Below are 15,665 nucleotides of genomic sequence, written 5' to 3' on the forward strand. Positions count from 1 at the left end.
AATAAGATGTTTTTAAAATGAGAAGAATATTATGAAAATATATTTAGTAGGAGGAGCAGTTCGTGATGCTTTACTAAACTTACCTATTAAAGATAAGGATTGGGTTGTAGTCGGCGGGACAGAAAAAATGTTATTAGAAAGAAATTTTCAACAAGTAGGAAAAGATTTTCCAGTTTTTTTACATCCAGAAACACATGAAGAATATGCTTTAGCAAGAAAAGAAAGAAAATCTGGAAAGGGATACACTGGATTTCAGATTGATAGCAATGTTAATGTAACTTTAGAAGATGATTTAATAAGACGAGATTTAACAATTAATGCTATTGCTCAAGATCAATACGGTAATTATATTGATCCTTTTGAAGGAAAAAAAGATATTGAATCTCGTTTGATCAGGCATGTTTCTGAATCTTTTATAGAAGATCCATTACGTGTTTTACGTACTGCAAGATTTGCTGCTTCTTTAATGCATTTGGGTTTTCGAATAGCAAAAGAAACTATGAATTTAATGTCTGTTATAGTGAAAAAAAAAGAATTATTATATTTAACTGCGAATAGAATATGGAATGAAACTGAAAAAGCTTTTAAAACTTCTAATCCTCATGTATATTTTCAAGTTTTACATGCTTGTAAAGCGCTTCAATGTTTTTTTCCGGATACGCACTTTTTTTATGAAAATAATTTTTTTTTAAAACATAATATGTTTAACAAAAAAATTATATTAATGGGATTAGCGAAAATATCATTATTTGAAAAAAAAATTGATATACGTTTTGCTTATTTATGCCAGTTTTTATCTATGAATCAAATGTTTAAAAATTCTTCATCTATTTTTTATGATGCTGATGCTGCTTCTGTTGTTAAAAATATGTGTAAGCGTTTTCATGTTCCATCTTATATTAGAGATATAGCTGTTTTAAATACTGGTTTTTTCATTTTTTTGAATACTATTAACTATCAATCATCTAAAAATATTGTTAATATGTTTTATAAAATTGATGCCTGGAGAAAACCCGATCGCATAAAAAAATTATCATTGTTAAGTAAATTTAATTTTTTAAATTTGTTTAAATATAATTTTTTTCCTTCTCATTCCAGTTGTTTTTTAAAAAAATATTTTTTGATTGCGCAAAACGTTTCTATTCAATCAATTTTAAATAAAGGTTTTAAAGGGTATGCTATTAAAAATGAATTAATGCGCTTAAGAATTAAAAAGCTCGAATTATGGCGTTTAAAATATGTTAAATATTACAATTAGTATAGAACAAGTAAATATATTTAAACGATATGATAAAAATACTTAATGAAGTAAATTAATCCAACTATAATAAAACGATAGATAGCAAAAAATATTAGTGATGTTTTATTAATTATTTTCAATAATTTTTTGATACATAATATAGAAACTATAAAAGAAATAATAAATCCAATAAAAAATGTTGGATAATCTGATTGTTTTATATCGTTAAAATTGTTTATTAATTCAAAAAAAGAAGCTCCCATTAATAATGGAATTGATATTATAAAAGAAAAATTTATTGCAACAGAACGCTTAATCCCTAATAGTATTCCTGCACCTATAGTAGCACCAGATCTTGAAAAACCAGGACATAAACATAAAATTTGAAATAAACCTATAATAATAGATTGAAATAAATTAATTTTATTAAAATATAACGTTTGATATTTTTTAGGTTTAAATATTTCTGAAATTATTAAAAAAAACCCACCTAATATTAATGCATATATAACATTGTTACAATTAAAGAGAAGCTTAATTTCCTGATAGAATACAACTCCTAAAAATATTGTAGGTAGAATAGAAACAAAAATATGTAAAACGTTTGTTTTGTTATTTTTAATAACAATTTTAATTTTTAACATTTCAATTATTTTTTTACGAAAAAAATATAATATTGCTGATGAAGAACCTAATTGAATAAATATTTCTAATATGTTTGCATTATTTTTTTCTATTCCCAACCAGTGAGAAGCAATAATCATATGCCCTGTAGAAGAAATAGGAAGAAATTCTGTTACACCTTCGATTAATCCAATAATAATTGAAGGAATGATAGTATATATATCAATCATTTTTTTCTTCTATTTTTAAGTTTAACATTAAATGGGTTAAAACGGCACTAAAGAATAGCACCGTTTTTCTATTGAAAATTAATTATATAAAGAAATAATAATTGATTTTCCACTAATAATAGTACCTGATGATTTTTCTATTTTTTTAAAATTCTCTATATTAGAGATTACAACAGGAGTTAAAACAGAATAAGATTTTTCTGTTAAAAAATCTAAATCAAATGTAATAATTTCATCTCCTATTTTTACTTTTTGGTTATTTTCAGCTATTTTTGTAAAACCTGCTCCTTTTAATTTTACAGTATCAATACCAAAGTGAACAAATAATTCAACATTATCTTCTGAAATAATCGAAAAAGCGTGTAGAGTTTCAAATACTTTTCCAATAGTCCCATTAACTGGTGCAACTATTTTATTTCCTGATGGTTTAATTGCTATTCCATCACCTACAATTTTTTTAGAAAAGACAAGATCTGGTACATCTTCAATATTGACTATATCGCCCGATAAAGGCGCGAAAACTTCTATTTTTTTAGAAAAACTAGGATTTTTATTTTTAAACAAATTAGAAAAGAAATTCATTTTTGTCTCCTAAATGCTCTTATTATACTTTTTAGTATATTTTCACCTCTTAATAATTCATAAAGTTTTCTACTAAATCAAGTATTTCTTTAGTAGTTGGTAATGTCAGTGCTTTTTGGGCTAATTTTTGGGCGTCAGAAAAAGATGTTTTACGAATAATTTCTTTTATTTTGGGAATACTTATTGAACTCATACTAAATTCATCAAGTCCCATTCCTAATAATAAAACGGTAGCGCGTTCATCTCCTGCTAATTCTCCGCACATACCTGTCCATTTTCCATGTAAGTGTGAAACATGAATAACTTTTTTAATTAATTTTAAAACAGATGGATTCATAGGATTGTAAAGATGCGCAATTAAATCATTTCCTCTATCAACAGCTAAAGTATATTGTGTTAAATCATTAGTGCCAATACTAAAAAAATCTACTTCTTTTATTAAATGATTAGATATTATAGCTGACGCTGGTGTTTCTATCATAATGCCGATTTTAATATTTTCATCAAATAATACGTTATTATCATAAAGTTGATTTTGAATTTTTTTAATTTCTAATTTTAATATTCTGATTTCTTCTACAGAAATAATCATAGGAAAAAGAATGTGTATTTTACCAAAAGCAGAAGCTCTGAGAATAGCTTTTAATTGTGTTTGTAACATTTCTTTTCTGTCCATAGAAATGCGTATTGCACGCCATCCAAGGAAAGGATTGTCTTCTTTTGGCAGGTTCATATAAGGAAGATCTTTATCACCACCAATATCCATTGTCCGTATAATCACAGACTTATTTTCCATTAATTCTGCAATTTTTTTATATGCTTTAAATTGTTCATTTTCAGTTGGTAAAGAATTTCTTTCCATAAATAAAAATTCTGTACGATAGAGGCCGATACATTCAGCTCCATTTTTTTTGGCAGAATCAATTTCTTGTATATTTCCAATATTAGAACCAATCTTAATGTTATGTCCGTCAGTAGTAGTAGCACGTAAATTTTTTAAATTTATCAATTTATTTTTTTTTAAAAGATAATTTTTTTTTACTTCTTGTGTTTGATTAATTAATTGATTCGAAGGATTTATAAAAATTTGATTATGAACGCAATTTAAAATAATATAATCATTATTTTTTACTATATTTGTTATATTTCCAGTTCCTACGATAGCAGGAATTTCTAATGATCTTGCCATAATTGAAGTATGTGACGTTCTGCCACCTAAATCAGTAATAAATCCTAAAATGTATTTTAGATTTATCTGTGCTGTTTCTGAAGGTGTTAAATCTTTGGCTATTAAAATAACTTTCTTTGTTATATTATTTAAATCAATAATATTTAGATGAAGTATATTTTTTAATAAACGTTTTCCAATGTCTCTTACATCAATAGCTCGATTTTTTAAATATTCATCTTTCAGTTCTTCTAAAGCTTTTGCTTGTGCTTCAATAACAAATTCAGTAGCTGCTGCAGCACATATTTGTTTTCTTTTTATCAAAGAAATTATTTCTTGTTCTAATTCTTCATCTTCAAGAAGCATGATATGACCTTCAAAGATGCTTTCTTTTTTTTCTCCAAACTTTTCTCTTGTTTTAATTTTAATTTGTATTAGTTGTTCTATTGATTTTTTTCTACCTTCAAAAAAAATTTCTATTTCTTTTTGAATATTTTCAATATTAATTGTTTTCCGGTTAATAACAATTTCTTCTTCTTTTAATAAAAGAGCGTGGCCAAAAGCTATACCCGGTGATGCTAAAATGCCTGAAATCATAACATTACCTTTAATAAAGTTTATCTATATCAGAGAGGGAAAAAATGGCAGGTCAGGCGAATATATTTTTTGGTAAAATAATCCGGAAGTTATTTTTTTATATAACCTCCGAGATTCGCATAAAAAAATTATAAATTATTTTTTTAATGACTTATTCTAATTCTGTCATTATTTTAGATAAATGTTTAATTGCTGTTTTTTCATCTTCTCCTTCAGCAGATAATGTGATAATACTTCCTCGAACTAATCCTAGTGTTTGAATTTTAAACAAACTTTTTGCGTTAACTGTTTTACCATTGAATATAATATAAACATCAGAAATAAATTTTTTTGCTTCTTTTACAAATTGAGCTGCAGGACGTGTATGTAATCCATGAGGAGCAGTTATTGTGATTTTATTTTGAAACATTTTTTTTCCTTAAGTATTTTTATTAAAATATTTTTTTAATTTTTTTTAAATAATTAAAATACAACTTCTGCAATAAAAAAGGCTAGATGATAAAGTTTTTTATTGCAGAAGTTGTATTTTTTAAAAATGTTCTTTATTATCAGATAATGTAGAAAATAATTCTGTACTTAAATAACGTTCTCCTGAAGAAGGTAATATAACAATTATTGTTTTATTTAAAAATTTTTTTTCTTTTTGAATTTTTAACGCAGCAGATAAAGCTGCACCCGAAGAAATACCTGCTAATATTCCTTCTTTTTCCATTAATTTTTGAGCTATGAATATTGATTCTTCACTTGACACAGTAATAACTCGATCAATTAATGTTAAGTCTAGATTTTTAGGTATGAATCCAGCTCCAATACCTTGAATTTTATGAGGTCCAGGTTTTATTTTTTGTCCAGACAAAAATTGTGTAATTACAGGTGATTCAGAAGGCTCTACTGCAATACTAATAAAATTTTTTTTTCTCTTTTTTTGTTTTATATATCTCGTAATACCTGTAATAGTGCCTCCTGTTCCTACAGCAGAAATTAAAACATCTAAGTTACCATCAGTGTCTTTCCAGATTTCAGGACCAGTAGTTTTTTCATGAATTTCAGGATTTGCTGGATTTTCAAATTGTTTTAATAAAAGATATTTTTTAGAATTATACGATACAATTTGATCAGCTTTAGATATTGCACCTTGCATTCCTAACTTACCGTCTGTTAATACTAAGTTTGCACCTAAAGATTTTAGTAGTTTTTTTCTCTCAATAGACATTGTATCTGGCATTGTAAGAGTTAAGCGATAGTTTCGAGCTGCAGCAACATAAGCTAATGCTATTCCAGTATTACCACTAGTTGCTTCAATTAGTTCTATATTTTTGGTTAAATTGCCATTTTTTTCTGCGTTCCATATCATATTAGCACCAATTCTGCACTTTACACTAAAACTAGGATTCCTAGATTCTATTTTTACTACAATATTTCCATGTCCTATATTTTTTAAACGGACTAAGGGTGTGTTTCCAATAGTTAAAGAATTATCTTCATATATTTTACTCATGTTTTTTCCTTCATGTTTCAAAAATTTCATTTTTTATTAAAATGTTTTAGCATATGTAATAGAATGCTATTCTATTTTTTATAAAAAATTGTTTTATAATATTATTTTTTATTATACTTCTTTTATTAATTTTAAAAAAATCTATCTTTTATATTTTGCAAATAAATATTTTTATTATAGGTAAAAATTATATAATAAAAAATATTTTGAAATATTAATATTATTAATTTGTAAAATTAACAATATTCATTTTTATTATGCAATAAATTTATGACATCTATTAAAAACAAAATTGATATACTACGAAAACAAATTCTAAAATATGAATATTTTTATCATAAATTAGATCAGCCAATAGTTTCTGATGCAGAATACGATTATTTACTTCATAAATTGTATAATTTAGAGTTAAATAATAAAGAATTTATTACCTCTGATTCACCTACTCAAAAAATAGGATCAAATTTATCGAATAAATTTAAAAAAATAACACATTTTTATCCTATGTTATCTTTAGATAACACATTTGATTTAAAAGGTTATTTAGATTTTGAAAGAAGAATTAAAAAATTTTTTCATGTGAATGTTGAAAATTCTTTTTGTTGTGAACTAAAAATAGACGGTATAGCTATTAGTATCATTTATGAGGATGGAAAATTTATACGAGCAGCAACTCGTGGTGATGGTTTTCAAGGAGAAAACATTACTTTAAACGCTAAAACGATTAAATCCATTCCTTTAAAATTAACAGGATTAAATATACCTAAAAGATTAGAGATTCGAGGCGAAGTATTTATGTTAAAATCTGATTTTTTAGAATTAAATCAGACATCTACAATTAAAAAAAATAAATATTTTTCTAATCCTCGAAATGCAGCTGCAGGTGCATTGCGACATATTGATCCAAAAATAACAGCTGAAAGAAAATTAATGTTTTTTTGTTATAGTTGTTGTTTTTTTTCAGAAACAAAAAAATTTACCACTCATTATGAGCAATTAATGCAGTGTGCAACTTGGGGGTTACCAGTTAATCAAGAAATAAAAAATTGTTTAAATTATAAAGAAGTATTAGATTTTTATAAGAAATTCGAACAAAAAAGACATCTTCTTAATTTTGATATAGATGGAATTGTTGTCAAAGTTAATTCAATAGAACTACAAAATAAATTAGGTTGCAACACAAAATCACCAAGGTGGGCGATAGCATTTAAGTTTTTTTCTTTAGAAAGAGTGACAAGATTAAATAATGTTATATTTCAAGTTGGCAGAACAGGTGTCATTACTCCAGTAGCATGTTTTGAACCAGTTTATATATCTGGTGTTAAAATTAAAAAGGCTTCATTACATAATAAAAATGAAATAGAACGATTAAATTTACATATCGATGATTTCATTGTGATTTGCAGATCTGGAGATGTTATACCAAAAGTATTAAGTGTTGTTAAAATGAGACGTTCAGAACATGCAAAAAAAATTATTTTTCCTGTTTTTTGTCCTGTTTGTAATACGAATTTATTAGAAAATAAAGAAGAAAGAGTAATACGTTGTCATGCTGGATTGATATGTGATGCTCAGAAAAAGAAATCTTTATATCATTTTTTTTCAAAAAAATCTTTAAATGTAAAAGGTCTAGGTCCGAAAATAATTAATGAATTAGTAATAAAAAAATTTGTTAATAATCCGATAGATTTTTTTTATCTTAAATCTATTGATTTAATCAAATTTAAAACAATAGGATATAAAAAAAGTATAGAAATCGTTAGTTCTATTAAGAAATGTAAAAAAACTACTTTTAAACGTTTTATATACGCATTAGGAATATCTAATGTTGGTGAAGTTGTTTCAGAAAAAATTGCAAATTATTTTATGACAATAGATAAATTAATGAATGCTGATGTTACAGATTTAAATAATGTGGATGGAATTGGAAAGATTATTGCACATAATATATTAAACTATTTTTCTACGAATTCTAATTATAATATGGTTTTAAATTTAGTAGAAAAAATAGGAATTTCTTGGAGTACTCAAGAAATGTCTATTGACAAAAAAATAACATATTTTTATGGAAAAAAAATTGTTTTAACAGGTACTTTTGAGTCTTTTTCAAGAACGAAATTAAGAACTACTTTAATTAGTTTAGGTGCTATTATTTTAAATAATATTTCTCAAAAAACGGATTTTTTAATTTTTGGTAAAAAATTTGGTTCTAAATTTTTTAAAGCTAAATTATTAAAAATTAAGATGATTAATGAAGAGGAATTAAAATCTTTGATCAAATAAAAATAACGTCTTTTGGGTCGTGCAGGATTTGAACCTGCGACCAATTGATTAAAAGTCAACTGCTCTACCAACTGAGCTAACGACCCTATTTGTTATTTATTTTTTTTGGTGGGTGATGACGGACTTGAACCGCCGACTTCCTCCGTGTAAAGGAGGAGCTCTACCAACTGAGCTAATCACCCTAAAAAAGTTTTATAATCTTATTGTAAAGATAGGAATAATAGAGTCAACCTTTTTTTAAGAAATAATATTTGTTTGTTGTAAATTTAATCATAGTGATTAAATTATAGTCTATATTTTCTTTTCTTTAAAATTTATATATTAAATATTTTAATAATATTTATTTTTATACATTAGGACTATTCAATTAAAACTATTTAAGGGATATATGAAAATAAAAACTCGTTTTGCTCCTAGTCCCACTGGAAATTTACATATTGGAAGTATTCGAACTGCTTTATATTCTTGGTTATTTGCAAGGCATAATAATGGAAAGTTTGTGCTTCGTATAGAGGATACAGATCTTAAACGTTCTCAGGAAGTTTCTCTTAACTCTATTTTTCATGGATTAAAATGGTTAGGCTTAGATTGGGATGAAGGACCTTATTTTCAAAGTAAACGATTAGATCGATATAGAGAAGTTATTAATATAATGTTAGATAAAGGAGATGCATATAAGTGTTTTTGTTCATCTACACAATTAGAAAAAATACGAATTGATCTAATACAAAAAGGTCTAAAACCACGTTATCCTGGAATTTGTAGAAATTTAAAGCATAAAGATATATTGAATCAAGATTATGTAATACGATTTAAAAATCCTCGCACTGGAAAAGTTATTTTTAACGATATAGTTAGAGGTGATATTATTTTTAATAATCAAGAATTAGATGATCTTGTTATTCAACGTTCTAATGGTATGCCTACTTATAATTTTTGTGTAGTAATCGATGACTTAGATATGCAAATTACTCATGTTATTCGTGGAGAAGATCATATTAATAATACACCTCGTCAAATCAATATTATGAAGTCTTTAGGAGTTAAAATACCCATTTATGCTCATTTATCAATGATTTTAGATGAAGACAAACATAAAATTTCTAAAAGAAAAAATGCTTTAAGTATTATTGAGTATTATAAGCAGGGATTCTTGCCTGAAGCAATATTAAATCACGTAGTCCGATTAGGTTGGTCTTGTGGTGATAAAGAGATTTTTAGCATATTAGAAATGCAAGAACTGTTTAATTTAAAATCTGTGAGTAAATCTTCTAGTATTTTTAGTACAAAAAAGCTTTTATGGTTAAACAAATATTACATTAACAATTTGTCTATAACTCATATCTCTTGTATTTTAAAAAAGTATATGTTAGAAAAAAATATTCTTATAAATAATGGTCCTAATTTGGAATCATTATTAAAATTATTAAGAAATCGTTATCATACATTAAAAGAAATAACAGAATCTTGTCGTTATTTTTATCAAGAATTTAAAGATTTTAATAAAGAAGCAGCAAAAAAACATTTTACAATACAAAATTGTTTTGTCTTAAAAAAGATATATCAAAAAATAAAAAAATTAATTGTTTGGGATGAAAAAACGATATCTGGAGTAATGAATAATTTATCTGTAAGTATGCAAATAAAAATAAAAGAAATTAATATGCTTTTAAGAGTTGCTATTACAGGTAATGTATTTTCACCTAGTATAAGTTCTGTAATTATTTTAGTTGGGCGCGAAAAAACTTTATTAAGAATAAAAAAGGCAATTAATTATATAAATGCTACATCCATAAAAAAGTAATAAATAGTGAAGTATGATTTTAAAAAAAAAATAAACTTTAAATTTATTTATAAAAAATTTGACACATCTTATCTTTAATAAGATAAAAATTAGGTTTTTATAATAAAAATATATCTCGAATAAATTTAAATAAATTTTTTTTATAAAAATTATTTTATGAAAAAATAAATTGACAGAATTCACCTGTTTTTATATTGTAATATTTTGGGGCTATAGCTCAGTTGGTAGAGCACTTGCATGGCATGCAAGATGTCAGCGGTTCAATTCCGCTTAGCTCCATAAAATTTTTTTTAATATCAAATATTTAACTAATAAAATTAAAATAATATAGAATATTTTTTTTTAAATATAAAAAAATATTTAGTAAGCAAGATGTGCTGAACAAGATTCAGCACATTATTAATAAATCAAACTTGTTGACTCATTATTTCTTGATAAGCTGATACAATTTTATTTCTTACTTGAATTGCCATTTGCATAGAAAGAGAGGACTTTTGCAAGTTTATCATTACATCATTTAAAGATATTCCTGATTGATTTAACATAAATTTTTCAGCATCTTTTGTTGCATGATTTTGAACGTTACTTATTTCTCCCAATGCTGTTTTTATATAGTCGATAAAATTATTAGATTCTATGTTTTTTGAGGTATTTAAATTTTTATTTAAAAAATTAATTTTGGTATAAAAATTTTGATGATTAATATTATTAATTAGCATAATTTTTCTCTATAAATAATTTTTGTTTTTTACATTTAAAAAGATTATTATATCTTAATATAAAATAAATTAAGATAAATATTTTATTAAAAAATAATTTATTAATAAAATATTATTAATAATAATTTAATTGAAAATAATTTAACAGGAAATTTTTTTATTTCATACTATTAGTGAAATTATTTAATTATCACTAAATTGTAGTTAGAACTAACTATCAGATAGGAAGATTTCATGAATTTCGGTGCTATAGAAGATTCAGTTGTAGAAGAGAAAAAAAAATTTAATAATTTTTTATCTCGTTTTTTAAAAAATTCTCGTGTTTTAATTATTTTATTAACAGCTGCAGTAATTACTGCTGTTTCTGTTTCAATATGGATTAAATCTCCTGAGTATCAAATTTTATATAATCATTTATCTGATGAAGATGGCGGAGCTATCATAAATCATTTAAATCAAATGAAAATTCCTTATCAATTTACTGATTCTTCAGGCGAAATATCTGTTCCAAAAAATAAAGTTTATGATATTCGTTTACGTTTAGCAGAAAAAAATCTTCCAAGAGGTGGAGGAGTTGGTTTTGAATTATTAGATAAAGAAAAATTTGGTATTAGTCAATTTAATGAACAAATAAATTATCAACGTGCTTTAGAAGGAGAATTAGCTCGAACTATACAACGTATTAATATTGTAAAAAGCGCTAGAATACATCTAGCATTTTCTAAGCCATCATTATTCTTACAAGAAAATAAAAAACCATCAGCTTCAGTTATTTTAGAGCTACAAAATGGAAGAGTGTTAAATACAGATCAAATTAATGCAATATTACACTTAATTTCAAGCAGTGTGTCTAATCTTTCAGTTGAAAGTATTACTATCGTCGATCAATCAGGACAGCTTTTAAATCAACCTTTTTCACGTTATCAACAGGTTAATAACCTACAATTTAAATATTCTGAAGATATTGAATCTCGCTATCGAAACAGAATCAAGAGTATTTTAGAGCCATTAGTTGGGATTGGTAATGTTTATGCTCAAGTCACTGCTCAGATAGATTTTAATGATCACGAAGAAACACAAGAAAAGTATTCACCAAATACTAATAATAAACATCAAGCAATACGATCTTATCAAAATAGTATTCATGATCAAATAAACAATAAGGATATACCTGCATCTTTATCTAATAATACCTTAAATAACCAGATTCAAAAAAACAAAAATAATAGTTCATTAAACCAATTTAATATTCTAAAAAACAATAAAAAACTAAATAATGTTTACGATTCTTTAAATTCTAATATTAATCGTGATAATACAGTAAATTATGAATTAAATCATAGTGTATCTCATGTAAAGATGAATATAGGAGAAATAAAAAGATTATCAGCGGCAGTTTTAATTAACTTTGTTAAAGATAAAAATGGGAAAGACCTTCCTTTTACTACGGAAAAAATAAAAAATATTGAACATTTAATACGTGAAACAATAGGATATTCTAAAGCTCGAGGAGATAGTATTCATATTGTTAATGCATCATTTGCTAAATATCATAAAAAAATTCCTGTTCAATTAAATAATTTAAATTCATTTGAATTCTCACATTTTGTATTTAACATTGCACCATGGATTCTTGCTTTTTTATTGCTTTTCTACTTATTAAAAAGATATATTTGTCCTTCTTCAAGTAATAATATTACTCAAAATAGAATTCAAAACGAAAAAAAACATATAGAAAAGTGTGAGAATATAGAAAAAAATATTGCTGAACAAGAAGATATGAAAAATAATTTAAATACAGATAAATTGATTCATCAAATTTGTAATATATCTAATCAGAATCCACGTACTATAGCGTTGATTATTCGTAAATGGATGAGTGATAAAATATGATTTTAAATGGTACTGAAAAAAGTGCACTATTATTAATGTCAATAGGGGCTGATCAAGCAGGAGAGATATTAAAAAATTTAACTCCTTTTGAAGTGCAAGAAATTCTTACTTCTATGGTGAATATAAAAAGAGTTTCAACAGAAAAATTAAATGAAACTCTACACGAATGTTATAATCTTGCGATAAAAAACAATCCCTTTAATTTTAATAATAGTGATAATTACCTTGTAGATATGCTTAATAAAGCGTTAGGAGAAAAAAAAGGTAATTCTTTATTACAAGAAGCATTAGACCTTCGTAATGCTAAAATATGTATTAAAGCTCTTAATTATATGAATCCTGAAAAGCTTGCTTTTCTATTAGATCAAGAACACTCTCAAATTATTACAACGATTCTTATATATCTGGATAGAAATCATTCTGCTAAAGTTCTCTCGTTTCTTAGTAATCAAAAACGTGCTGAAATTATATTAAAAATTACAGAATTTCATGGAATTGAAGAATCTAGTTTAGTTGAATTAACTAAAGTTATTGAAAATTTATTAAAAAATAAAAAATTACTTTTATCAGAAAAAGGAGGTATAAAAACTGCTGCTAGAATTTTAAATTCTATGAAAATTAAAGATGAAAAAGAAACAATTAAAAAAATTAGTATGTTTAATAAAGAATTATCTAATAATATTATCAATGAAATGTTTTCGTTTGAAAATATACTAGATTTAGATAATAATCATATTAGAATTGTTATTGAAAATATTGAAAAAGAAAAATTATATATTGCACTTCAGAATACCAGTTCTTCTATTAGAGAAAAATTTTTTAAAAACATGTCTGAAACTGAATCAAATAAGTTATCTTTAATTCTAGAAAAAAAATCTTATATTTCTGATATTGCTATAAAAAATGAACAAAAATTAATTTTAATAATGATTAAAAGTATTATAGATAAAGGATATTTTTCATTAAAAAATTTACGAGAGTATTATGCCTGATTTGATATTAGAAAAAAAATGGACGCGATGGTATCCAAAAAAAATACTTTTAAAAAACGAAAAATATAAAAAAAAATTTTTATATTGTTCAGATAAATTTACTCGAAAAGATTTTTTTATAGATACCAACAATGAAAAAAGAAAAAAACATAATTCGTCACAAATAGATATAACAAAAACACAAGAATATAAAATAGGTTTTGAAAAAGGATTGTTATCAGGAGTAGAAGAAAATATTTTTTTAAAAAATAAATTAAATATTTTACTTTTAGATTTTGAAAAATCTTTTTCTGCATTTGAAAAAAAACTGTATTCTCGTTTATTAAAAACAGTATTAATAGTTTCATCCTATGTAATTGGAAATAAAATTGATTGTGATAAATCAATTTTACTTAATTCTATAAAAAACATTATTAATCAAAATGGTATTTTTTTGAAAAAACCGTGTCTTGTTATTCACTCTAATAATAAAGTTTTAATAGAAGAAACCTTTGAAGATTTTTTGAAAACTTATAAATGGCAATTAGTATGTGATGATAGCATAGATGTAAATAGCTTTAAAATTAAATCAGAAAGCACTGATATAGATGCCACAGTGGATGCGAGATGGCAAGAATTGCATCGTCTTCTTTATTCAGAGGAATATTAATGAATGTAAGATTTACTCAATTGTTAAAAAAGCTTGCTTCTTTTGAAAAAAGAATTAATAAACTTCCTAATTTTATTATTTATGGTCGTCTTATTAGTGTTAATGGTTTGGTTTTAGAAGTTATTGGATTGAATATTCCCATTGGTTCACAATGTATTATTGAAAGAACAATAGATGGAAAAAATTTCAATATTAATGCTGAAGTTATCGGTTTTTCAGGAACAAAAACATTATTATTATCTTTAGAAGAGATCCAAGGTGTTCTTCCAGGTGCTTATGTTTTTTTAAAAACAAGTAGCAATATGAATTATTTTATAAAAAAAATTCCACTAGGAATAGAATTGTTAGGAAGAGTAGTAGATGGAAGAGGGCGGCCATTAGATGGATTACCTCCATTAGATGATAAATGTTATACTATAAAAAATTATGATAATATTAATCCATTAAGTAGAAAGCCAATTACTAAAGTTTTAGATACTGGAATACGTGCTATTAATGGACTTTTAACTATTGGTCAAGGACAAAGAATAGGTATTTTTTCTAGTTCTGGTATTGGTAAAAGTATTTTACTTGGCATGATAGCAAAATACACTGAAGCGGATGTAATCGTTATTGCATTGATTGGAGAAAGAGGACGAGAAGTAAAAGATTTTATAGAAAATGTATTAGGTGAAAAAGGATTAGTACGATCAGTAATAGTCGCTGCTCCTGCGGATGTATCTCCTATGATAAGAATACAAGCTGCATCTTATGCAACTAGTATTGCAGAATACTTTTGTGATAAAAACAAGCATGTTTTACTTATTATGGATTCTTTGACCCGTTATGCTATGGCACAACGAGAAGTTTCTTTGTCTTTAGAAGAATTACCAGTGTCAAAAGGTTATCCATCTTCAATATTTTCAAAAATTCCAAATTTAATAGAACGTGTAGGTAATACTAAAAAAGGATCAATTACTGCTTTTTATACAGTTTTAACTGAAGGTGAAGATGGAGATGATCAAGATCCAGTTTCATATTTAGCACGTTCAATATTAGATGGACATATTATCTTATCTCGTTATTATGCTGATTTAGGTCATTACCCTGCAATTGATATCGGATCTTCTATTAGTCGTGTAATGCCAGATATCGTTGATTCTGAACATTATAAACAATCTTGTTATTTCAAAAAATTAGTGTCTTCTTATCAAAAAAATCGAGATTTAATAAATGTTGGTGCTTATATTGTTGGCACTGATGTCATTTTAGATCATGCTATTAAAATTTGGTCAAATTTAGAGAGGTTTTTGCAGCAAGAAGTATCAGAAAAAAGTAACTATTCTACTTCTTGTCAAGAGTTAAAGAAAATATTTTCTTAATATTTAAAATACTTAGGTCTATTAC

The 15,665-nt window shown here is 25.1% G+C and carries 13 protein-coding genes and 3 tRNA genes; 8 read left to right on the forward strand and 8 right to left on the reverse strand.

From position 1 onward, the window contains the following. The first annotated feature begins 31 nt into the window (after nt 1-31). Nucleotides 32-1,258: a tRNA CCA-pyrophosphorylase gene (locus AB4W64_RS00320; protein WP_367678076.1), complete on the forward strand. Its 1,227-nt coding sequence runs from the start codon at nt 32-34 to the stop codon at nt 1,256-1,258. Nucleotides 1,259-1,278: 20 nt separating this feature from the next. Here AB4W64_RS00320 and AB4W64_RS00325 read toward each other — a convergent pair whose 3' ends face one another. From AB4W64_RS00325 to cysK, 5 genes are all read right to left on the reverse strand, one after another. Continuing rightward, nucleotides 1,279-2,094: an undecaprenyl-diphosphate phosphatase gene (locus tag AB4W64_RS00325; protein WP_367678077.1), complete on the reverse strand. Its 816-nt coding sequence runs from the start codon at nt 2,092-2,094 to the stop codon at nt 1,279-1,281. Nucleotides 2,095-2,172: 78 nt separating this feature from the next. After that, on the reverse strand, nt 2,173-2,676 hold the full coding sequence (gene crr, locus AB4W64_RS00330; protein WP_367678078.1) for a PTS glucose transporter subunit IIA: 504 nt from the start codon (nt 2,674-2,676) through the stop codon (nt 2,173-2,175). Between the two features lie 49 nt (nt 2,677-2,725). Next, complete coding sequence (gene ptsI, locus AB4W64_RS00335; RefSeq protein WP_367678079.1) at nt 2,726-4,441, reverse strand: phosphoenolpyruvate-protein phosphotransferase PtsI; 1,716 nt, start codon at nt 4,439-4,441, stop codon at nt 2,726-2,728. 151 nt (nt 4,442-4,592) lie between these two features. Then, entirely contained in the window at nt 4,593-4,850 is a 258-nt protein-coding gene (locus AB4W64_RS00340; protein WP_367678080.1) for an HPr family phosphocarrier protein, read from the reverse strand. Nucleotides 4,851-4,970: 120 nt separating this feature from the next. After that, nucleotides 4,971-5,939: a cysteine synthase A gene (gene cysK, locus AB4W64_RS00345; RefSeq protein ID WP_367678081.1), complete on the reverse strand. Its 969-nt coding sequence runs from the start codon at nt 5,937-5,939 to the stop codon at nt 4,971-4,973. A 270-nt stretch (nt 5,940-6,209) separates the two neighbouring features. Here cysK and ligA point away from each other — a divergent pair, with 270 nt between their 5' ends. After that, on the forward strand, nt 6,210-8,222 hold the full coding sequence (gene ligA, locus AB4W64_RS00350; RefSeq protein ID WP_367678082.1) for an NAD-dependent DNA ligase LigA: 2,013 nt from the start codon (nt 6,210-6,212) through the stop codon (nt 8,220-8,222). A 13-nt stretch (nt 8,223-8,235) separates the two neighbouring features. Here the strand turns inward: ligA and AB4W64_RS00355 are convergent. Further along, nucleotides 8,236-8,308: transfer RNA gene (locus AB4W64_RS00355), tRNA-Lys, on the reverse strand. 20 nt (nt 8,309-8,328) lie between these two features. After that, nucleotides 8,329-8,404 (reverse strand) — tRNA-Val (locus tag AB4W64_RS00360). 206 nt (nt 8,405-8,610) lie between these two features. Between AB4W64_RS00360 and gltX the strand changes: the two genes are divergently transcribed. After that, complete coding sequence (gene gltX, locus AB4W64_RS00365; protein WP_367678083.1) at nt 8,611-10,026, forward strand: glutamate--tRNA ligase; 1,416 nt, start codon at nt 8,611-8,613, stop codon at nt 10,024-10,026. Between the two features lie 206 nt (nt 10,027-10,232). Continuing rightward, nucleotides 10,233-10,305, forward strand: a tRNA-Ala gene (locus AB4W64_RS00370). 128 nt (nt 10,306-10,433) lie between these two features. Here the strand turns inward: AB4W64_RS00370 and fliE are convergent. After that, complete coding sequence (gene fliE, locus AB4W64_RS00375) at nt 10,434-10,745, reverse strand: flagellar hook-basal body complex protein FliE (protein ID WP_367678084.1); 312 nt, start codon at nt 10,743-10,745, stop codon at nt 10,434-10,436. 234 nt (nt 10,746-10,979) lie between these two features. Between fliE and fliF the strand changes: the two genes are divergently transcribed. From fliF to AB4W64_RS00395, 4 genes are read left to right on the forward strand one after another with little or no spacing between them, the layout of a single operon-like run. After that, on the forward strand, nt 10,980-12,638 hold the full coding sequence (fliF, locus tag AB4W64_RS00380; protein ID WP_367678085.1) for a flagellar basal-body MS-ring/collar protein FliF: 1,659 nt from the start codon (nt 10,980-10,982) through the stop codon (nt 12,636-12,638). Next, nucleotides 12,635-13,630 carry a flagellar motor switch protein FliG gene (fliG, locus tag AB4W64_RS00385; RefSeq protein ID WP_367678086.1) on the forward strand — a complete coding sequence of 332 codons (996 nt, stop codon included), beginning with the start codon at nt 12,635-12,637 and terminating at the stop codon, nt 13,628-13,630. The genes fliF and fliG overlap by 4 nt, the downstream gene beginning before the upstream one ends. Beyond that, nucleotides 13,623-14,279, forward strand: a complete 657-nt coding sequence (locus AB4W64_RS00390; protein WP_367678087.1) for a flagellar assembly protein FliH — start codon at nt 13,623-13,625, stop codon at nt 14,277-14,279. Before fliG ends, AB4W64_RS00390 begins: the two co-directional genes overlap by 8 nt. After that, on the forward strand, nt 14,237-15,640 hold the full coding sequence (locus AB4W64_RS00395; RefSeq protein ID WP_367678088.1) for a FliI/YscN family ATPase: 1,404 nt from the start codon (nt 14,237-14,239) through the stop codon (nt 15,638-15,640). The genes AB4W64_RS00390 and AB4W64_RS00395 overlap by 43 nt, the downstream gene beginning before the upstream one ends. Nucleotides 15,641-15,665 lie beyond the last annotated feature (25 nt).

The sequence above is a fragment of the Buchnera aphidicola (Brachycaudus tragopogonis) genome (assembly GCF_964059175.1).
Lineage (GTDB): Bacteria > Pseudomonadota > Gammaproteobacteria > Enterobacterales > Enterobacteriaceae > Buchnera > Buchnera aphidicola_BM.